Origin of the sequence: Alishewanella sp. HH-ZS, assembly GCF_001704375.1 — a bacterium.
Taxonomy (GTDB): Bacteria; Pseudomonadota; Gammaproteobacteria; order Enterobacterales; family Alteromonadaceae; genus Alishewanella; species Alishewanella aestuarii.
Map to the genome: position 1 here is coordinate 25,097 of NZ_LZEJ01000009.1, position 19,091 is coordinate 44,187.

General features: G+C 53.1%; 15 protein-coding genes and 1 riboswitch. Of the genes, 7 read left to right on the forward strand and 8 right to left on the reverse strand.

All coding sequences use genetic code 11. The features are described from left to right. Position 1 precedes the first annotated feature (1 nt). The gene (locus A9165_RS04970; protein ID WP_065955123.1) at positions 2-3,160 is read left to right on the forward strand and encodes an efflux RND transporter permease subunit; all 3,159 of its coding nucleotides are present in this window, start codon (positions 2-4) and stop codon (positions 3,158-3,160) included. Between the two features lie 101 nt (positions 3,161-3,261). On the opposite strand, the gene A9165_RS04975 is transcribed toward A9165_RS04970, so the two are convergent. Both A9165_RS04975 and A9165_RS04980 read right to left on the reverse strand, forming a co-directional pair. Further along, a complete protein-coding gene (locus tag A9165_RS04975; RefSeq protein WP_065955124.1) occupies positions 3,262-3,972 on the reverse strand; it encodes an SDR family NAD(P)-dependent oxidoreductase in 711 nt (236 codons plus the stop codon). Then, the gene (locus A9165_RS04980; protein WP_065955125.1) at positions 3,965-4,933 is read right to left on the reverse strand and encodes an NAD(P)/FAD-dependent oxidoreductase; all 969 of its coding nucleotides are present in this window, start codon (positions 4,931-4,933) and stop codon (positions 3,965-3,967) included. The genes A9165_RS04975 and A9165_RS04980 overlap by 8 nt, the downstream gene beginning before the upstream one ends. An 88-nt stretch (positions 4,934-5,021) precedes the next feature. On the opposite strand from A9165_RS04980, the gene msrA reads away from it, so the two are divergent. Next, on the forward strand, positions 5,022-5,567 hold the full coding sequence (msrA, locus tag A9165_RS04985) for a peptide-methionine (S)-S-oxide reductase MsrA (protein WP_065955126.1): 546 nt from the start codon (positions 5,022-5,024) through the stop codon (positions 5,565-5,567). Between the two features lie 26 nt (positions 5,568-5,593). Here the strand turns inward: msrA and A9165_RS04990 are convergent, their stop codons facing one another. Both A9165_RS04990 and A9165_RS04995 read right to left on the reverse strand, forming a co-directional pair. Then, positions 5,594-7,369 carry a TonB-dependent receptor domain-containing protein gene (locus A9165_RS04990; protein ID WP_065955127.1) on the reverse strand — a complete coding sequence of 592 codons (1,776 nt, stop codon included), beginning with the start codon at positions 7,367-7,369 and terminating at the stop codon, positions 5,594-5,596. A gap of 34 nt (positions 7,370-7,403) precedes the next feature. Next, positions 7,404-7,607, reverse strand: a riboswitch (cobalamin riboswitch). A gap of 74 nt (positions 7,608-7,681) precedes the next feature. After that, complete coding sequence (locus A9165_RS04995; protein WP_008607581.1) at positions 7,682-8,164, reverse strand: YajQ family cyclic di-GMP-binding protein; 483 nt, start codon at positions 8,162-8,164, stop codon at positions 7,682-7,684. 81 nt (positions 8,165-8,245) lie between these two features. Between A9165_RS04995 and A9165_RS05000 the strand changes: the two genes are divergently transcribed. Both A9165_RS05000 and A9165_RS05005 read left to right on the forward strand, forming a co-directional pair. After that, positions 8,246-8,608, forward strand: coding sequence for a VanZ family protein (locus A9165_RS05000; protein ID WP_065955128.1), 363 nt, complete (start codon positions 8,246-8,248; stop codon positions 8,606-8,608). Further along, the gene (locus A9165_RS05005; RefSeq protein ID WP_065955129.1) at positions 8,569-9,465 is read left to right on the forward strand and encodes a ketopantoate reductase family protein; all 897 of its coding nucleotides are present in this window, start codon (positions 8,569-8,571) and stop codon (positions 9,463-9,465) included. Before A9165_RS05000 ends, A9165_RS05005 begins: the two co-directional genes overlap by 40 nt. A 4-nt stretch (positions 9,466-9,469) precedes the next feature. Here the strand turns inward: A9165_RS05005 and thiI are convergent, their stop codons facing one another. From thiI to pomA, 3 genes are all read right to left on the reverse strand, one after another. After that, on the reverse strand, positions 9,470-10,927 hold the full coding sequence (gene thiI / locus A9165_RS05010) for a tRNA uracil 4-sulfurtransferase ThiI (protein WP_065955130.1): 1,458 nt from the start codon (positions 10,925-10,927) through the stop codon (positions 9,470-9,472). 102 nt (positions 10,928-11,029) lie between these two features. Then, positions 11,030-11,971, reverse strand: a complete 942-nt coding sequence (locus A9165_RS05015) for a flagellar motor protein MotB (RefSeq protein ID WP_065955131.1) — start codon at positions 11,969-11,971, stop codon at positions 11,030-11,032. Further along, entirely contained in the window at positions 11,968-12,738 is a 771-nt protein-coding gene (gene pomA, locus A9165_RS05020) for a flagellar motor protein PomA (RefSeq protein ID WP_008607576.1), read from the reverse strand. Before pomA ends, A9165_RS05015 begins: the two co-directional genes overlap by 4 nt. Positions 12,739-12,948: 210 nt before the next feature. Between pomA and xseB the strand changes: the two genes are divergently transcribed. The 3 genes from xseB to dxs are packed head-to-tail and all read left to right on the forward strand — an operon-like array spanning position 12,949 to position 15,984. Continuing rightward, the gene (gene xseB, locus A9165_RS05025) at positions 12,949-13,194 is read left to right on the forward strand and encodes an exodeoxyribonuclease VII small subunit (protein ID WP_008607575.1); all 246 of its coding nucleotides are present in this window, start codon (positions 12,949-12,951) and stop codon (positions 13,192-13,194) included. Position 13,195: 1 nt separating this feature from the next. Continuing rightward, complete coding sequence (gene ispA, locus A9165_RS05030; protein ID WP_065955132.1) at positions 13,196-14,083, forward strand: (2E,6E)-farnesyl diphosphate synthase; 888 nt, start codon at positions 13,196-13,198, stop codon at positions 14,081-14,083. Between the two features lie 23 nt (positions 14,084-14,106). Beyond that, positions 14,107-15,984 (forward strand): 1-deoxy-D-xylulose-5-phosphate synthase, encoded by a 1,878-nt coding sequence (gene dxs / locus A9165_RS05035; RefSeq protein WP_065955133.1) that lies wholly within the window; start codon positions 14,107-14,109, stop codon positions 15,982-15,984. A 74-nt stretch (positions 15,985-16,058) separates the two neighbouring features. Here dxs and A9165_RS05040 read toward each other — a convergent pair whose 3' ends face one another. Beyond that, positions 16,059-19,073, reverse strand: coding sequence for a two-component regulator propeller domain-containing protein (locus A9165_RS05040; RefSeq protein WP_065955134.1), 3,015 nt, complete (start codon positions 19,071-19,073; stop codon positions 16,059-16,061). Positions 19,074-19,091 lie beyond the last annotated feature (18 nt).

A 19,091-nucleotide genomic window follows, 5' to 3' on the forward strand; every position in this document is an offset into this window, starting at 1 on the left:
TATGTGGTTATCTGATACCTCAGTCAAACGCCCGGTTTTTGCTACTGTAATCAACCTGTTACTGGTGATTTTCGGCATTGTTTGCTTCACTATGCTGCCGCTGCGGGAATATCCGGATATCGATACGCCTGTTGTTAGTATCAATACCAATTATCCGGGCGCCTCCGCCGAAATCGTTGAGAGCAAAATAACGCAAATGCTGGAAGACCGGATCAGCGGTGTTGAAGGCATTAAAAGCATTAACTCCAGCAGCCGCAATGGCCGCTCCAGCATTACCATTGAGTTTAACGTAGAGCGGGACATCGACGCAGCCGCTAACGATGTACGCGAGCGGGTTTCACGCGCACTGAATAACCTGCCAGATCAAGCGGACCCACCAGAAGTCTTTAAAGCCAATGCTGACGAAGATACCATCGCCTGGTTTTTGCTTAACAGCGACAATATGACCACGCTGGAACTGACTGATTATGCCAACCGCTATATTGCAGAGCGGTTTTCGGTAGTCGATGGCGTGGCTCGCCTGCAGTTTGGTGGTGCCCGCGATTATGCGATGCGGATTTGGTTAGACCGCGATGCGATGGCTGCCCGTGGTGTCACAGTACAAGATGTTGAGGCGGTACTTCGCGCCGAAAACGTTGAACTGCCAGCCGGTAATATTAAATCGATCGATCGCGATTTTACGGTTCGGGTGGTGCGCTCTTTCCGCACCCAGCAGGACTTTGAACGCATCGTCGTTAAACGCGGAGCTAATAACTATCTGGTAAGACTGGCAGAGATTGCCGATGTCATGTTAACGGCAGAAGATGAGGAAGGTGAATTCCGCAGTGACGGTAAGAATATCCTCGGTATCGGTATTATCAAACAGTCAAAAGCCAATACGCTGGAAGTGGTACGCAACGCCCGGGCGGAAATGGAACGCATCAAGGCTAATCTGCCGCCGGGCATGACCATTGAGCCAGGCTATGACTCTTCAGTCTTTATTGCCCAGTCGATTAAAGAAGTTTATAACACCCTCGGTATCGCCATGTGCATGGTTATTCTGGTGATTTTCCTGTTCCTCGGCAATATCAGAGCCACCTTTATTCCGGCTATTACCGTACCGGTGGCACTGGTCTCTGCGGTAACAGTACTCTTCGCTCTGGATTTTTCTATTAACCTGTTGACCTTGCTGGCAATGGTACTGGCGATTGGTCTGGTGGTAGATGACTCTATCGTGGTATTGGAGAATATCTACCGCCGGATTGAACAGGGCGAAGCACCATTGTTGGCAGCCTATCGCGGTGCCCGTGAAGTGGGTTTTGCGGTGGTTGCCACTACCTTGGTACTGATTTCCGTCTTTGTGCCACTGGTCTTTATGCAGGGCCAGTTGGGTAAGCTATTCACTGAATTTGCGCTGGCGGTGGCAGCAGCGGTGGCGTTTTCCAGTGTGGTGGCGCTGACGTTATCACCTATGCTGTGCTCAAAAATCCTGAGTCACCGCAAACGCGAGAGCAAGCTGGGTACCTGGCTGCACGCTGCTTTTGCTAAGCTGGAAGCCGCTTATAAGAGCCAGTTAGCCGTGGTCTGCAACACCCGTTGGCCGGTACTCATCGTCGTAGCGCTGTGTTTTCTGGCCAGCTATCAATTGGTACGAATGCTACCAAGCGAACTGGCACCACAAGAGGATCGTGGTACCTTCTTTGTGATGATGAGTCCGGCTGAAGGCGCCAGCTATCAGAGCAATAGCCGCAATATGCGGTTAATTGAAGATATCCTGACCCCTTATTACCAGGACGGTCAGTTGACGCGAATGCTGATCCGGGTACCAGGCTGGGGCAACAGCGGTGGTATTGCCATAGTGGGTACCGAGAATTGGTATAACGGTAAACGACCGACTCAGGAGCTAGTGACTGAAATTGGCCAAAAAATTAACGAACTGCCAGATGTTAGGGCCTTCACCTTTATGCGTGGTGGATTAGGCGGCGGTGGCGGCGGTAACCGGCCGGTGCAGTTCGTGATTCAGGGCAATACCTATGAGGAACTGGCACAGTGGCGCGATATTATTTTACGCCGAGCAGCAGAGAATCCGAATTTATTGATGCTGGATCACGATTACAAAGAAACGGTACCGCAGGTATTGGTAGAAATCGATACCGACCGTGCCGGTGATTTAGGTGTCTCGGTCGGCGCCATTGGCCGGGCGCTGGAAGCGATGCTGGGTGGCCGTCGGGTGACCACCTTCCTGGATCGTGGCCGGGAATATGATGTGATTATCGAGGGCCTGGATGATGACTTCCGCGCCCCTGGTAAAATCAGCAATGTCTATATTCGCTCAGACAGCAGCCGGGAGTTAATTCCGCTGGATAACCTGGTGACCTTGCGTGAAGAAGCTACGGCTTCAAGCCTGAACCGCTATAACCGGATGCGTGCCATTACTATCACTGGTGGTCTGGCGCCCGGCTACAGTCTGGGGGAAGCACTGGAGTATCTGGAGACGATTGTCCGAACCGAAATTGATGAGCCGGTCGGTATTGATTACAAAGGCGAGTCGTTACTGTTCCAGGAAAGTGGTAAATCGACAACACTGGTATTTGTACTGGCATTGATTATCACCTATCTGGTACTGGCGGCTCAGTTTGAAAGCTTTATCCATCCGCTGGTCATTATGATCACCGTGCCACTTGGTCTGGTTGGTGCCCTGTCAGGTCTGTATTTCTCTGGTATGACACTGAATATCTACAGTCAAATCGGACTCGTGATGCTGATAGGCTTAGTGGCGAAGAACGGCATCCTGATTGTGGAGTTCGCCAACCAGCTGCGTGATGCCGGGATCGCCTTTGAAGAGGCGGTAAAGCGCGCTGCGGCGCAGCGGCTGCGCCCTATCGTGATGACTGCCTTTACAACCGTGATGAGTAGCTTGCCGTTAGTACTGGCAACAGGCCCGGGCTCAGAAAGCCGGATGGTGATTGGTATGGTAATTTTAAGCGGTGTCGCCTTTGCGACCCTGCTGACGCTCTACGTAGTGCCTGTGACCTATATTGCGATTGCCCGTAACACTGGCTCACCGAAAGCATTAAGTCGTGAGCTGGAACGTCTGGAAGCGGCTGCGCCGGACGAACATGCGGCTGATGAGGTGGTGCCGGGCGCTATCGATAGCGATAACTCGCCTGCGAAGTCCTAACTGGCGTAAGTAACAATCCACCTCTATAGGAGGTGGATTAAGATTAACAATAAAAAACGGGAGCCTGGTGCTCCCGTTTTTTATTGTGCCGCATCAGAGCATTAAAAAGGGATCGGCTGCCCGTCCCAATTCAGCAGCAAACCGGAGTCCGTCAGCTGGCTTTGCCGGATCACGCTTAGCAAACGTTCCGCCGTTGCCGCTGCGCTTTGCAACTGCCCTGCCGGCAGCCGCTGCTGAAAAGGTGCTGACAAAGCGCTGTCGGTGGTGCCCGGATGCAGGCTAAACAGCGCTGCAGTTTTATTCACACGGCCAAGCTCAATACTGACGCAGCGTACCAGCATATTCAGCGCCGCCTTGGCCATCCGGTAACTGTACCAACCACCGAGCTGATTATCACTGATACTCCCGACCTTAGCACTGAGTACCGCTACCCGGATCCCCGGTTGTTTCTGTAGCCAGGGCTGTAGTGCCTGCAAATAGAAAACCGGGCTAAACAGATTAATCTCCATACTCTGCTGCAGCGCCTCTCGGCTTACTTGCTGCAGACTTTTCTCCGGCAAATGCCCATCGCCATGCAACCAGCCCTGGCATATCACAACGGCGGTAACGGGCAGCTGAAAAATCCTGGCCAAAACCGCGTCAGCTGCGCCCTGCTCTGCACTCTGTAGTTGGTACCAGCTCACACCGGATATCGGCTCAGCTAACGGCTGGCGGCTGATCGCCGAAACCTGATGCCCGGCAGCCAATAAATTCTGTAGCAGGCCCTGCGCAATACCGCCGCTGGCGCCAATAATTAACCAGTGTTCAGTCATTTTGTATCTGCTCCGCCACCTCAGTACCACTTAACCAGGCATTTTCTACCCTTCCGCCGCGCAACCAGTCACCAGCCAGCCAAAGGCCAGCTGCAAGACTAACCGGCGGTACTGGCTGTGCAACCTCCGCAATCTGAGCAAAGCGCCAGCGATGGCAGATAGCAGCCGCAACCTCGACCGGCTGTGCCAAAACCTTAGTCAGCAATTCGGCAGCCAGCTCCTGCCAGAAGCTGGCCGGCTGCTCCAGATGCTGCTGACTAAAGGCGGCCGTAAAATGCAATAGCCAATGCTCCGGGCCTGCCCGCCCGGGTTTACTATTTTGCCGGCAAAGCCACGACAACGGCAGTTGCGGGTCTTTGACAAAGATCCCGCCAACATTGCTACCGCTTGGCCTTGTCAATTGCAAATCAACCGCCCAACAGGGGGTCAGTATCTGTTGCGGTAACAGTGTGCTGAACTCAGCTGGCAATAGTGCTGCGGCTTGCTGAGGTGGTACTGTCAGTACCACCTGGCTAAAAGGGCCATAGTCCTGACCTGTTGTATCCTGCAGCCACCAATAATGATCTTGCTGCCAGATCCGTTGCAGTTGACATTGATAGCGGATATCCAGCCCCTGCGCCAGCTGTCGCAGTGGGCTATGCATCGCCGGCACACCGACAAAACGCAGCTGAGCGTCCGGAGATGGCAGCAGTTTACCCGCCACAAACTGCGACATGGCTGCCAACCAGGGGGCAACCACGCCTTGCTGTTGCCATTGTTGAACCTGTGCCATAAAAGACGGATGCCGGGCGGTAAAATACTGCGCACCTAAATCCAGATAACCCTCAGCGCTGCGTTTACTGGTCATACGCCCACCCGGCCCGCGGGCTTTATCAAATAGCTGAACCGGCTTGCCCAGTTGTTGCAGCCGGTTAGCACAAGCCAGGCCGGCGATACCGGCACCGACTACAGCGATCGTCATCTTTTACTGATCCCATCTAAACTAATAATGTGCTACTTACGTTAAACTTAAGGTAGATGATCAAATCACAGCGCAGGGAGTATCAAAAATGGCAAACGAAGTGGCAACCTTTGGTGCCGGCTGCTTTTGGTGTCTGGAGGCAGCACTGAATGAACTTGAGGGCGTGCACAGCGCGCTCAGTGGTTATATGGGCGGCCATACCGCAGCGCCGGATTATCAGAGTGTCTGCAGTGGCCAGACAGGTCATGCCGAAGTGGTGCAGGTTAGCTATGACCGGGAGCGCATCAGCTTTGCCGAGCTCTGTCAGGTATTTTTTGCCCTGCATGACCCGACCCAGCTAAACCGCCAGGGCAATGATATTGGCAGCCAATACCGCTCAGTCATTTTTTATCACAGCGGCAGCCAACAGCAACAGGCGGAGGCCTTTATTAGCGAGCTCAATCAGGCCGGTCTGTTCGATGCCGCTATCGTCACCGAGCTCAGTCCGGCCAGTACCTTTTATCCGGCAGAGGCCTATCATCAGGGCTATTACCGCCAGAATCTGCAACAAGGCTATTGCCACTGGATCATCACCCCGAAGCTGCAGAAGTTTCGCCAGCAGTTTTTAGCTCAGCTAAAACAAAGGCCGTCATAACGACGGCCTCTGGCGCACCATATCGCTTAGAATAAGCGGTATTGCAGGCTAAGATTCAGATTCACACCGGCGGTATTGTAACCGTCGCTGGTTTGATACTGTTTATCCAGCAGGTTATCCACTTTGGCCCGTAGCGTCAGCGCAGGTTGCAGCTGATAGGCCAGGCCCAGCCCCCACAGCGTAAAGCCGCCCAGCTCGCTGCGGCTGGCAAAATCGCCCTGATAGGTATCACTCTGATAATCCGCTGTCACAAAGGCGCTCAGCGCCTGCCATTGCTGCTCTAATCGCCAGTGTAACGTATGTTTGGGCCGGCGCACCAAACGCTGACCACTTAACTGATTTTTGGTATTCAACAAGGTATAGGCCAGCTGTTGGGTCAAACTGCCCAGCTCTGCGGTCACGGCGAACTCGACACCGGACAAACGCGCCCGGCTGATATTTTCCGGCCGGAAACTGGTCATATCAAACTGGATCAGATCCTGCACCTGGGTTTCGAACCAGGCCAGTTCAAAACTACCATTGGCAACCTGATAGCTAAGCGCAATCTCATCCGCCACACTGCGCTCTGGCGCAAGCTCTGCATTGCCGCTGCCCGGATAGTATAAATCATTAAAGGTCGGCGCTTTAAAGGCCGCACCACGGCTGGTCCGTACTAACCAATGTTCGGCAAAACGATAACCAGCCGCCAGTTGCCAGGTATTATTGGCGCCATATTGGTCGGTCAGATCGCGCCTGGCCGAGCCCTCCAGTAACCAGCTATCCTGCTTCAGATGCACACCACTGAATAGCGCCTGATTGATGCGCCGGCTTTCCAGATAACCGACACCCGAGCGCTGTACATCTTCGCTATACCAGTTAACACCCGCTAACCAATTCAGCGCCTCGCTCAATGCCAGGTTGGCCTGATAGTTAAACTCCTCGCGCTCGGTGACAAAGGGGCTGCGGGAGTCTGGACCAAAGCTGGTCTCATCATCCAGGCTACGGCTAAGCTGAGCCTGCTGTTGCAGCTGGTCGGCAGCATACTGCCAACCCAAAATATAGCTGCGATGCAATACATCGCCCTGATCTTCACTCCCCCAGGCGGTATCATACTGATAGGTGCCGGAGTTAATATCAAACTGGGCATTAAAGTCCCCCGCTACCGTGGTCAGGGCAGCAGCAAATTTGGCAAAACGCTGTTGATAGCCATCCCGGTCCGGATCCAGACCATCCCGCACGTCAAAACCGTCGGCCCGGCTGTAGCCGAAAGCGCTGTTTAACTGCAGCGCCCCAAATTGCTGGCCCAGCGCCAGATCGGCAGCGGCCTGTCCGTAACTGCCGGCATTCAGTTGCAGCTCAGCGCCCTGCCCCTGGCGGGTACTAATGACGATCACCCCAGCGAGTGCATCGGCGCCATACCAGGCCGCGCGGGGTCCACGGATCACCTCAATCCGCTCAATTAATTCCAGCGGCACCATACTCAGGGCTTTGGCACCGGTGGTGGCCGAGCCAGCGCGCACGCCGTCAATCAACACCAGGGTGTAACCGGTATTACCGCCGCGCAGATAAAGACCAGTACTTTGGCCACGGCCACCATCCCGCGACAGGTTAATGCCCGGCAACTGTGCTAATAGGGCCGGTAAGTCGGCAGCTTGCCGGGCCAGAATATCTTCACGCTCCAGCACCGAGATACTGGCCAATACATCGGCTTCTGCTAAGGCAGTGCGGCTGGCGTGAATATTAATGCGTTCAACAGACTCAGCCATAGTTGTGGCTGAACAAAGCGTAAGTAGCAGCGGTGCTGCCAGACGAAATTGCAACATAGCATCTCCCAATGTGCCCACCGCACATTGCATCAGGTTGGTCGGATTGTCAGGCCGGTCTCCGGGCTTGTTACCTGGCAGCTGTGGGCCACCACCTGCTTCACCTTCCCATCTTGCGACAGTGGCATCAGAAACAGGTACAGTCACTTACCGTTGCGGGGGCAGCTCTGGTGTTACACCAGATTCCCGTTTAACCCTCGGCAGCATCTGCCGGGGCACCTGAAAATAAAAACGGCTTCTATCCGAAGATAAAAGCCGTCGCAGTTTACGCCCTTCTCTCAGAATGTCAACAGACTTCTGGATGGCTGAACCTTAATCGCGAAAGTTGGTGAACTGAAACGCTTGCTCCAGCTCGGCGCCACGCACCAGTGCAATGACTTCCTGCAGGTCGTCGCGCTTTTTGCCGGTCACCCGTACCTGCTCGCCCTGGATCGAAGCCTGTACCTTGGCTTTGCTGTCTTTAATCAGCTTAACCAGTTTTTTCGCCATCTCGGTTTCAATACCTTGTAACAGATTCAAGGTCTTACTACAGGTTTTACCTGAGAAGGTGACACTACCCTCTTTGAATGAACGGATATCAATACCGCGTTTCACAGCCTTAGTCAGAAAAATCTCCACCATTTGCTGCAGCTGAAACTCGGCATCAGCGGTCAGGGTCACCACTTTGTCTTTTAACGCAAATTCTGCGGTGACACCGCGAAAGTCAAAGCGGGTTTGTAATTCCCGATTGGCATTATCAACAGCATTCAACACTTCCTGCTGATCGACTTCTGAGACAATATCAAAGGACGGCATCTTATTCTCCTGTATGCGGTTTACTGGCGATTATAACCAGAAAACTGTTACAATCCGAGCGACTTTCGCGGAGGTTGTAACGTGCCCCAATCCTTTTATCGTCTGTTATGCGTGCTGGTGTTAATTGTTTCTACTGTAGGTTTTCTGGCTGAAATCAGTGGTCACCGCGTCGGTGCCGGTATTGCTAACCTGGATAAACTGGCGCACTTTCTGATTTTTGTTGTACTAAGTTGGCTGTTTTTCAAAGGCTTTCGCCTGGTATTCTGGAAATTGTTTCTTTTGCTGGCACTGTATGGCGCGCTGATTGAAGTCGTGCAGGAGCACTTCACCCGTCGCCACGGCGATATCTGGGATTGGCTGGCAGATATCGCTGGCATCCTGGCATTTTACCTCGGACGTAAGCTATGGCACTTTTGCCGCCCGCGCAGCCGCGCTGCCAGATAGTTGGCCGTGGCGCCATCGGCCTGCTTGCTGCCAGTCGGTTGCAACTGGCCGGCTGGCAGGTCAGTCTATGGCTGCGGCAAGCGGCAAACCTTGATTGCATTTTTGTACCAGCAGAAGGAGCGCCCCGGTCACTGCATTTCCCCGCGGCCGAAGCACCGTTAACGCTGTTGTTAGTGCCAGTAAAAGCCTATGCCGTGCAAAGCTGCTTGCAGCAACTGGCGTCAGTACTTGCCGCCGATGCCCAGCTGATTGTCAGCCACAACGGCATGCCGGATCTGGCGTGGCTGCAACAGCAGCCGGCTCCGGGTCAGGGATTGTGGTTTCTGTCAACCAGCCATGCGGCTTTGCGCAGCGCTGATGGTGTGCAACATAGTGGTTTGGGGCAAAGCGTGCTGGCGCCTTTAAACGCTAAGGCGCAGCAAGCCACAGCAAGCGTGATGGCGATGCTGGATACGGCGCTGGGACCGGTGACCTTGACTGACGATATCCGGCCGGCTTTATGGCGCAAACTGGCCGTCAATGCGGCGATCAATCCGCTGACCGCACTTCATCAGTGCCGCAATGGCGCTTTGGCCGCAGCAGACTATCAACCCTTACTGGCGGCTATTGTGCGTGAGGTCTGTCTGGTAGCCGGCGCGGAAGGTATCAGCCTGTTGCCGGAGCCAACGCTGGCGTTAGTACAACAGGTGATCGCCAATACTGCGCACAACTATTCCTCGATGCAGCAAGATGTCAGCGCCGGACGTCAAACGGAAATCGCTGCCATCACCGGCTATATTGTGTCACGTGCAGCCAGTCACGGTTTGTCGGTACCAGAGAACCTGGCCTTATGGCAGGCGCTTCGTCATACCGCCTGAGCTATCAGGGCCGGTACACCGCCACATTTTGATAACCCATTTCCTGCAGCAGTAAGGCCTGTAGCCGGCTCATTACGCCGCGTTCGCAATAACAGTAATACTGTTTGCTCTGGTCCAGTTGCGGGAATTGGGAAGCCAGCCGGAAAAACGGGATCTGTTGTACCTGATGGCTATGCAATTGCAAGGGTTTGGCCTCAGTTTCATCCGGTGCTCGGATATCCAGCACCACCGCATCCGCAGGCAATACATCTTCTACTGCCACGGTACGGGCCTGTTGCTCGGCCTGATACTCTATGGTGCGAATATCCAGAATTTTGGCTTCCCTTACCACCTGCTGCAAGATAGCACTGTCAAAGGCCGCTTCCGTCGCCTCCACCTCTGACAGCACGGCATTGACGGTCGGGCTCTTTGAAATCACGCCACAGTATTCCGGCATAGTGCGGGCCAGTTCCTCAGCACCAATCTGTTTTGCCAGATCGATGATTTCCTGTTTATCCTGATAAATCAGTGGCCGCAGGATCAGTGTATCGGTGACCCGGTCAATTACCGCCAGATTGGCAATGGTCTGGCTGGCAACCTGACCGATACTTTCACCGGTCACCAGCGCTTTGATGTCCAGATCTGCTGCTACCTGACTGGCGGCACGCATCATCATCCGTTTTAACACCACGCCCATCAGGCCGGATTCCACTTTCTCCAGAATTTCGGTTACCACCGGCGCAAAATCAACACTGACAAATTTCACCCGATGCGACAAACTGTATTTTTGCCACAGATAAAATGCCATTTCCCGCACACCGGTTTCATGCGCTGCGCCACCTAAATTGAAGAACAGATAGTGCGTGCGTAACCCCTTACGGATCATCAGATAACTGGCCACCGCTGAATCATAGCCGCCTGAAATCAGGGAAAGAACATCAGATTGCGACGGTAGCGGGAAGCCGCCCATACCGGCAAAGCTTTCACTGACCAGTAAAAACTGCTGCTGCTTAATTTCCAGCTTAATCGTCAACTCAGGCTTTTTCAGTTGCACCCTGGCACTGCTGACCCGCTGGTTCAGCCCGCCACCGATATAACGCTCGGCTTCCAGCGAACTAAAACTGTGGCTCCCCTGCCGTCTGACCCGGACACAAAACGTCTTGCCCGGCAACTGAGCTTCGTAAACCGCGGCCACCTGCAGAAAAATATCGTGCAGGTCATTAAACTGCCGGGTTTGCATCTGAGAAAAACTGACGATACCGGGAATACAGCTCAAACGTTCAATCATCTGACTGCGCAGTGATGGCGTGTCATACTGACTGCGTACGGTAAGGTGGTCAAAGTTATTCAGCACTTCTACCTGTTCATCCAGTTGTTTCAGGATGGTTCTCAGGTTGCGCTCCAACAGCATGGTCTGCCGTTTACGCACTGATTTACTTTTGATCGAGATTTCCGGGTGCAGCTTGATAATAAATTCCAGCATGATGGCTTGTCAGTAGCAAAAAATGGCGCGCATTATAGCGAAAAAGCCAGCAAAGTGCGAACAAGGCACCAGGCTGGCCTAGCCTCTTACCAGGACTTTAGCCTAAGGCGGATTGATTGGTTGCAAGCTGACGGGCTCCGACTCCTTGGCTTTACCCTGCATAATGGCAATTTCTACCCGCCGGTTACGGCGCCGGTTTAACTCGCTATTATTAGGTACCAGAGGCCTGGTATCGGCATGTCCCACCACGCTTAAGCGATTACGGTCAAAACCTGGCGCCCGCAGCAGCTCACTGGCAACTGATACCGCGCGTTTTGCCGATAGATCCCAATTATTCAGATGCAGCTCATCGGCGACCTGAAAATCATCAGTGTGACCACTGACGGTAATCTCTCCCGGAATATCCACCAACATCCGGCCAATTTGCTGCAAAATAGGTTTAAATCTTGGTTGTAAAAAGGAAGAGCCTGACGGGAAAGAGCCATTTTCCCGAATACGGATAATAATTTGCTGCCCCAGCGATTCCAGCTCAATGGCACCATCAACAATTTGCTGTTCCAGCTCCTGCGCCATTTTCTTAACCGTTTCGTTAATCTGTTCCTGCGCAGCCTCGGCCATCGCTTCTGCGGTTTCCGTTTCTTCAGCATTTAATGCAGACTGGCCACCAGTCTGATCTTCTCGCTGCTCCTGACGCCCACCGGCCGAATCTTCTTCGCCCGCCTGAAACTCAATCACCTGTTGTGTCATTTCCATCGTTTGCTGCTGGATGGTTTCAATCGGCGTCGGATCGGGCCGGCCAGGCCGGAACTCCATCGCAATAACACTGGTGCCCTTTGGAATATCATCCACTTCAATTTTATTTTGCACACCAAAGGCAAACTTCATCGAGCCGGCAATTTGCTTAAATTTCAACACATCCATTTCGGAGAAGGCCAGCAATAACACAAAGAAGCACATTAACAATGCCATCAGATCGGCAAAGGTGCCCATATACTGAGGTAAACCAGGTGGTGGGCATTTACACTCTTGCTCGCTATCACTCATGCGGCTTCTCCGGCGACCTCACGTTTCCCCTGGGCCAGATAATTGCGCAGGATCCCCTCTATCACTTTCGGGTTCTGACCGTCCTGGATCCCCAGGACCGCATCCAGGATCAGCATATTGTTAAGTTTTTCCTGCTGATTGCGAATGGCCAGCTTATCGGCCAGTGGAATGGCAATAACGTTGGCAATAAAGGCACCGTAGAGCGTAGTTAACAGGGCCACCGCCATCGCCGGACCTATCGCTTTCGGGTCATCCATGTTGGATAACATCGCCACCAAACCGATTAGAGTACCAATCATCCCCATCGCTGGCGCCACATCACCGAGGCTCTTAAATACGCCAATAGCGTTTTCATGACGTTTCTCGGTCAGCGCAATATCTTTTTGCAAGGTCGCCCGCACCACATCGGCATCATGGCCATCAACCAGCATATTGATGCCTTTTTGCATAAAGGCATTTGGGATCTCCGCCTCCTCCAGCGCCAGGAAACCGCCTTTGCGCGCTGAGTCACCCAACTGCACCGCTTTTTCAATCAGCTCTTCCGGGGCTTCAATCTTAAACATAAAGGCTTTTACCGCAGCCTTACCGGCACCGAGAAACTGTGTCAGGGTAAATTTTGACAGCACAACAAAAACTGAGCCGCCAACCACAATTAACACCGAGACCAGATCGCCAAACATCCCAGGATCACCGGCACTACCGATAATCATCGCCATCACCACAAAGCCGATAGCGCCTAACATTCCGATCAGCGTCGCTAAATCCACATCTCACTCCTTAACCGACAGAAATTGTGCTGACTAACTTTTATACGTATAGCTTAATTTTACCTTAGCCAACACTCTGTTATCGACTTCAGTTGCTGAACATTAAGCAATAATTCAACGCAAAATACCAATTTAGTCGTTTCCAAGTCGTGCAGCATTGACCATAATAGCCTGCTAGGATAAGGTTGCGCACAGTTTTTGGGGAGTCGGATGAATAAAAAAAACGCAGACACCATGCCGTTTGAACAGTCGATGCAGGAACTGGAGCTTATTGTCCAGCAACTGGAGCAGGGCGAACTATCGTTAGAGCAGGCGCTGAGCCAATTTGAACGTGGTATAGCGCTGGTTAAACACAGTCAACTGCAACTGCAAGGTGCCGAACAAAAAGTCCAGATTTTACTGCAACAACAGCAGCAAGAGAGTCTGGCGGCCTTTAGTCCGGAGACAGGAGACTAATTTGACCCCAGCCAGCCTGCCGCTGCTCCAGCAACGTCTGGAGCAGCAACTTACCCTTTTGCTGGACGCCAGAAAGTCGTCCAGCCCCGAACTCTACCCGGCGATGGCGTACAGCCTGTTGCTTGGCGGTAAGCGGGTGCGACCTTATCTGGTTTATCAGTGTGGCCAGTTACTCGGTGCCAGTCTGGCGGACCTGGATGGCCCGGCGATGGCCATCGAAATGCTGCATACCTATTCGCTGATCCATGACGACCTGCCAGCGATGGATAATGACGATTTACGCCGCGGTAAGCCAACCTGCCATAAAGCCTTTGACGAAGCCACAGCTATCCTGGCCGGTGACGCGTTACAGGCACTGGCGTTCGAGGTGCTAAGTTCGCACCCTTATCAGCGCCTTGCTGCAGCGCGACAATTGCAGATGGTACAGGCACTGGCAAGCGCAGCGGGTGCCGCCGGCATGTGTGGCGGTCAAGCCATTGATTTAGCCCAAACCAATCAGCAGATCAGTCTGGCCAGACTGGAGCAAATGCACCGGCTGAAGACCGGCGCCTTAATTGAGTGTAGTGTAAAGTTAGCCTATTATTGCAGTCCGCTGCAGGATGAGCAGATCCTACAACACCTGACCACTTTCGCCGGCGCTCTGGGCCTGGCATTTCAGGTTCAGGACGATATTCTGGATATTGAGGGCGACACCCTGACACTCGGCAAACCGCAGGGCTCAGATTTACGTGCTAACAAGGCAACCTATCCGGCGCTCCTGGGATTGGATGGCGCCAGAGCTAAAGCGGATGAACTTTATCGACAGGCGCTGCGGGCTCTCGACAGCTTACCATTCGAGACAACTGAACTGCGGGCCTTTGCCCACTATATAATCGCCAGAACGTTTTAACCAAGGCATTTGGTAACTAAGCTATGCATATTGATATGACGGATTATCCGCTACTGGACAAGGCTAACCTGCCCGAGCAACTCAGGTTGCTGCCGCAGGAGCAATTACCGCAACTGAGTCAGGAGTTGCGCCAGTTTTTATTGAAAACGGTCAGCCAGAGCAGTGGTCACTTCGCCTCGGGGCTGGGCACCGTCGAGCTGACCGTCGCTCTGCATTATGTCTACAATACTCCCTTTGATCGGGTGATCTGGGATGTCGGCCATCAGGCCTATCCGCACAAAATTCTGACTGGTCGTCGTGAGCGGATGCATACCATCCGGCAAAAAGATGGCCTGCATCCGTTTCCGTATCGCGAAGAAAGCGAGTATGACGTGTTATCCGTCGGCCACTCCAGCACCTCGATCAGTGCGGCACTGGGCATGGCTATCGCCGCACAGCAAGCCAAAAGCCAGCGTAAAGTTGTGGCGGTAATTGGTGATGGCGCCATTACCGCCGGCATGGCATTTGAAGCACTAAATCATGCCGGTGAAGTCAAACCCGACATGCTGGTCATTCTGAACGACAACGAAATGTCGATTTCCGAGAACGTTGGCGCCCTGAATCAGTATTTTGCCCGCATCCTGTCCGGCAGCTTTTACACCAGCCTGCGTGAAGGTGGTAAAAAGATCCTGCGTGGTATGCCGCCGTTGCATGAGCTGGCCAGTAAAGCCGAAGAACACTTTAAAGGCATGGTGACACCAGGTACCTTCTTTGAAGAGTTGGGTTTTAACTATATTGGCCCGATAGACGGTCATGATGTGTTGTCGCTGGTCGATACCATTCGCAATATGCGTCAGCTTAAAGGGCCGCAACTGCTGCATATAGTCACCAAAAAAGGTAAAGGCTATGCCCCTGCTGAGGCCGATCCTATCGGCTATCACGCCGTTGCCAAGTTTGATCCCAGTGCCAGCAGTCAACCCACCAAGAAAGCCGGTTTACCGAGCTTTTCGAATATTTTCGGCCAGTGGATTTGTGATATGGCGGAGCAGGACGAACGGTTACAGGCAATAACCCCGGCGATGCGCGAAGGGTCGGATCTGGTGGCCTACTCCAAGCGTTTTCCAAAACGCTATTTCGATGTTGCCATTGCCGAACAACATGCTGTTACCCTTGCCGCAGGGATGGCGATTGAGGGTCTTAAGCCAGTAGTCGCCATTTACTCCAGTTTCTTACAACGTGGCTATGATCAGTTAATTCACGACGTTGCCCTGCAGCAACTGGATGTGTTATTCGCCATTGACCGAGCCGGCATTGTTGGCGCGGATGGCCCTACGCATCAGGGTGCCTTCGATATCAGTTTTATGCGCTGTATCCCGAATATCACCATTATGGTGCCATCGGATGAAAACGAATGCCGGCAGATGTTGTATACCGGCTATCAACACCCCGGAGTTGCAGCGGTGCGCTATCCAAGAGGTAGCGGTACTGGTGTTGCTGCAGAAGAAAAGATGGAATTACTACCAATAGGTAAAGCCCGGCTGGTGCGTCAGGGAGAACAGCTGGCGATCCTGGCGTTTGGCCCGTTATTGGCGGCCTGTCAGTTAGCAGCCGACACCCTTAACGCAACCCTGGTGGATATGCGTTTTGTTAAGCCTTTGGATGAACAGTTATTACAACAGCTGATGCGCAGCCATGGTCAGATCCTGACGGTAGAAGACAATGCGCTGATGGGCGGGGCCGGTTCAGCAGTGAATGAATACCTTATGCAGCACCACTACCAGGGCAAAGTGATGAACCTGGGACTGCCGGACGAGTTTATTAAACATGGCAGCCAGCAGGAAATCTATCAGGAGCTGGGGCTGGATAGCGAGGGGATCCTGACACAGGCGCAGGCGCTGACCGCGCTAAGCAAGACAAAGTGAGCAAGACAAAGTAAGCCAGGCAAAGCCTGGCCATAATAATGCAGTGCAAACAAAGGCTCCTGACGGAGCCTTTGTTATTCGGTCTTAAGCCAGATCAGGCCTTCGGCCTGCAAGCGATTGACCTGTTGCTCTAAATCCTCAGTTTCTTCAAATTCAAACGCATCCAACTGGCTGGCAAACTGCAGACTGGCGACTTTGGCGACTCGCCCATGCTGCTGTAATTGCCGCAATGCCAGGCTGGCCAACTGTAATGAAAACTCCCAACTTAACAAGCTGCCGCCGAGTAATGGCAAAGGATACCAGGCATAGGCGCCCGACACGGACAATGTCAGCGGGCTACCATCACCCAGCGCTAAGTCGCAACCGGACAGTAAGTCCAGCAGCCGCCGGCTATAGGGGCCTACTTGCTGCTGCAAAATTTCCCGGAACACGACCACAAAACGCCCGTCGTCTAAACGTACAACATAGTCTGAGCCCCGGGTTTCGCGGCTTAACACCGCACTGAAGTGTTGCAACAGGCTATCCGCCAGACCTTTACCATGAGTTGCCAGCAGCTGATCCAGCCCATCTGCTTGCAGCACCAGCAACGCAATAATCTTGCCTTGCTGCTGCAGGCTGTCGATATTGCGCTGAAAGTGCTCGATGTCTTTTGGTAATTGCTCAGACAGAAAGCGGCTATTCCGCAGCCCCGTCAGACTATCTCGGTGAGTCAGTTGCTGCAGTTGTTCATTCAGCACATTCAGTCGCTGATTGCTGTTTTCCAGTTCCAGCGTACGCTGTTGCACCAGACGCGCCAGTTGCTCCTGTTTTAATAAGGCATTCTGCCGGTATAACCAAAACAAGCCGTAAAGGGTACTGATAAACAGCAATAACCAGAGTAGACGATAAATTAATGTCTCATCAAAACGACGGGGGATCACCAGCTGCAGTTGTGCCTGTGCTGCATCCTGCCATTGCTGATGCCGGTACTTTACCTGCAATAAGAAGTCAAAATTACCCGGCGGCAGGTTAGTGTACACCGCCTCCCGGCGTTGTGGACTGACGTGCCAATCTTTATCAAAGCCCTCTAATTTATAACGAAATACCAGACTTTCCGGCCGGTCAAACTCTAACGCCGTAAAGCTGAGCTGCATATTGCGTTCATATTGCTCCAGTACCACACTACGCTGCGTCGCGGCAACCGGGTAAAAATGTTGCGCATTAACTGATTTCAGGTGTGGTCTCGGCTCTGGTAAGGCACTGACCGCCGGCAGCTCCGGCACACTGACGACGCCTTTTAATGTTGGATACCAAAGCTGCTGCTGCCAGTACACGACTTTAGACGCCCCTGCGCCATTGCAGCAACGGCTGGACAGCGAGCCCATCTGCCGATCGAATGGCGATAAAATCTCTTCCAGCCGGTATCCTTCAGTGCGGGCGGCTTCCAAGCTGGCGCGTTGCAAACGAAAGATCCCCTTGTGAGTACTAACCCAAATCCAGCCACTATGCTGATGATAGTAAAAACTCACTGCCGGGCCATGCACCAGGCCATTACCGCCATGCAGTTGCTGCCAGCTCTGCCCCGGCAACATAATAAAGATCCCGTCATCCAGGGTACTGACCAGCGTGGTATCGTCCGGTAGTAACAGCGCCGCCAGTATATAGGCGTTGTAGAGCGCAGTACCCGATCCTTGCCGGCTTAATCTGTTATTCTGCCAGCGGTACAAGCCGCGGCTGGTGCCCAATAACAACTGTCGCTCGTTACGATTCAGGGTGGTGATCTGACGTGATTCAAGTTGCTGATTCAACTCCGAGAAATGTAGTTCACCATCAACAACCTGATACAGGCCCTGCAAGGCCGCGATCCAAACTCGTCCCAGCGGATCCGGTACCATAGCTCTCACTGTTTGCCCCTGTAATTGCGGGAAAACCGGCAGTAAACGCCCTTGCTCCTCATCCAGCTGATACAATCCACGCTCCATGGCTAACCAGAGTGTGTGCTCATCCGGCCAGAACATGTCATGAACAGTTTGCGCCTGTAATGCCTCTTCCGCTAGCAATTGCCGGTAGAAACCGGCTTTATCAAGAATTCCTAACTCGGTCTGCGCCGCGATCAACAACTGTCCCTGAGGGGTCAACCCCAGACTACGGACCACCGGATCATGTCCGGGCTGCAAACGCCGGATCTGTGCCAGACTGGCGCGAAACACACCGTCGCTAAAACTGCTTAGCCACAGATGTTGTTGCTGATCCTGATACAGCGCGCTAAACCATGGCGAACTGCCTAACTCCTCCAGCGTAACAGTTTGCCAATGCTCCTGGCCAAAACGGTAGAACAACTTGCGGTAGGCTGAGATCCAGGTTGCGCCATGGGCATCCTGCAACACCTGATACACTGGCGCCACGCTGCCATCGGGCAGAGCCTGCGCTTTGACCCCCTGCTCCGTCAACCGGTATAGCCCGGATTCACTTGCCAGAAATAAGCCTTCATCGCTACCACTGAGATCGTAGAGTGGGGTTTGCATTAACTCTGTTGGCAACGCATGCTGTAACCACTCACCATCAGGGGTCCGCTGATACAAATATTCCGCAGCGGCGACCCACAGCTGTTGCTGAAAATACGTTAGCTGGCTGACAACGGCTTTGATATGCTCCACTCGTTTCACCTGCCCCTGACTAACACTAAATAGTTGGTCGGCGGCAACCCAGATTTCACCGTTATCCAGCTCGAGTATTGACGTTACTTCGTTGTAAAGCGGTAAACGCTGAAATTGCCATTGTTGCGGATGGAACACTGATAAACCAGCTTTGGTACCGATCCAGATCCGGCCTTCTTTATCGGTTAGTAGCTGGGTAATCGCATTACTGGCAAGCTGTGGATGAGTTTCAGTAGTAAAGATTTCAAATTGCTGGCCATCGAAGCGATGCAAGCCGTAGAGGGTGCCGAACCATAAATAACCCTGTTGGTCCTGCGTAATGGTGCGGACTGAGTTACTTGCCAGACCGTTGGCACTGGTCCAGTGTTTAATATCATAATCGAACACCGAAGAGGTGACGGCCTGCACGGGCAACAAATAGCACAGCGCTAATAACATGCAGAGTAGTCGCATCTCCCCTCCGTAGATTAG

What these genes read in the sequence shown, in the direction of transcription:
- A9165_RS04970 (WP_065955123.1), top strand. Translation starts at nt 2, where the DNA reads ATGTGGTTATCTGATACCTCAGTCAAACGCCCGGTTTTTGCTACTGTA.
- A9165_RS04975 (WP_065955124.1), bottom strand. Translation starts at nt 3,972, where the DNA reads ATGACTGAACACTGGTTAATTATTGGCGCCAGCGGCGGTATTGCGCAG.
- A9165_RS04980 (WP_065955125.1), bottom strand. Translation starts at nt 4,933, where the DNA reads ATGACGATCGCTGTAGTCGGTGCCGGTATCGCCGGCCTGGCTTGTGCT.
- msrA (WP_065955126.1), top strand. Translation starts at nt 5,022, where the DNA reads ATGGCAAACGAAGTGGCAACCTTTGGTGCCGGCTGCTTTTGGTGTCTG.
- A9165_RS04990 (WP_065955127.1), bottom strand. Translation starts at nt 7,369, where the DNA reads ATGTTGCAATTTCGTCTGGCAGCACCGCTGCTACTTACGCTTTGTTCA.
- A9165_RS04995 (WP_008607581.1), bottom strand. Translation starts at nt 8,164, where the DNA reads ATGCCGTCCTTTGATATTGTCTCAGAAGTCGATCAGCAGGAAGTGTTG.
- A9165_RS05005 (WP_065955129.1), top strand. Translation starts at nt 8,569, where the DNA reads ATGGCACTTTTGCCGCCCGCGCAGCCGCGCTGCCAGATAGTTGGCCGT.
- thiI (WP_065955130.1), bottom strand. Translation starts at nt 10,927, where the DNA reads ATGCTGGAATTTATTATCAAGCTGCACCCGGAAATCTCGATCAAAAGT.
- A9165_RS05015 (WP_065955131.1), bottom strand. Translation starts at nt 11,971, where the DNA reads ATGAGTGATAGCGAGCAAGAGTGTAAATGCCCACCACCTGGTTTACCT.
- xseB (WP_008607575.1), top strand. Translation starts at nt 12,949, where the DNA reads ATGAATAAAAAAAACGCAGACACCATGCCGTTTGAACAGTCGATGCAG.
- dxs (WP_065955133.1), top strand. Translation starts at nt 14,107, where the DNA reads ATGCATATTGATATGACGGATTATCCGCTACTGGACAAGGCTAACCTG.
- A9165_RS05040 (WP_065955134.1), bottom strand. Translation starts at nt 19,073, where the DNA reads ATGCGACTACTCTGCATGTTATTAGCGCTGTGCTATTTGTTGCCCGTG.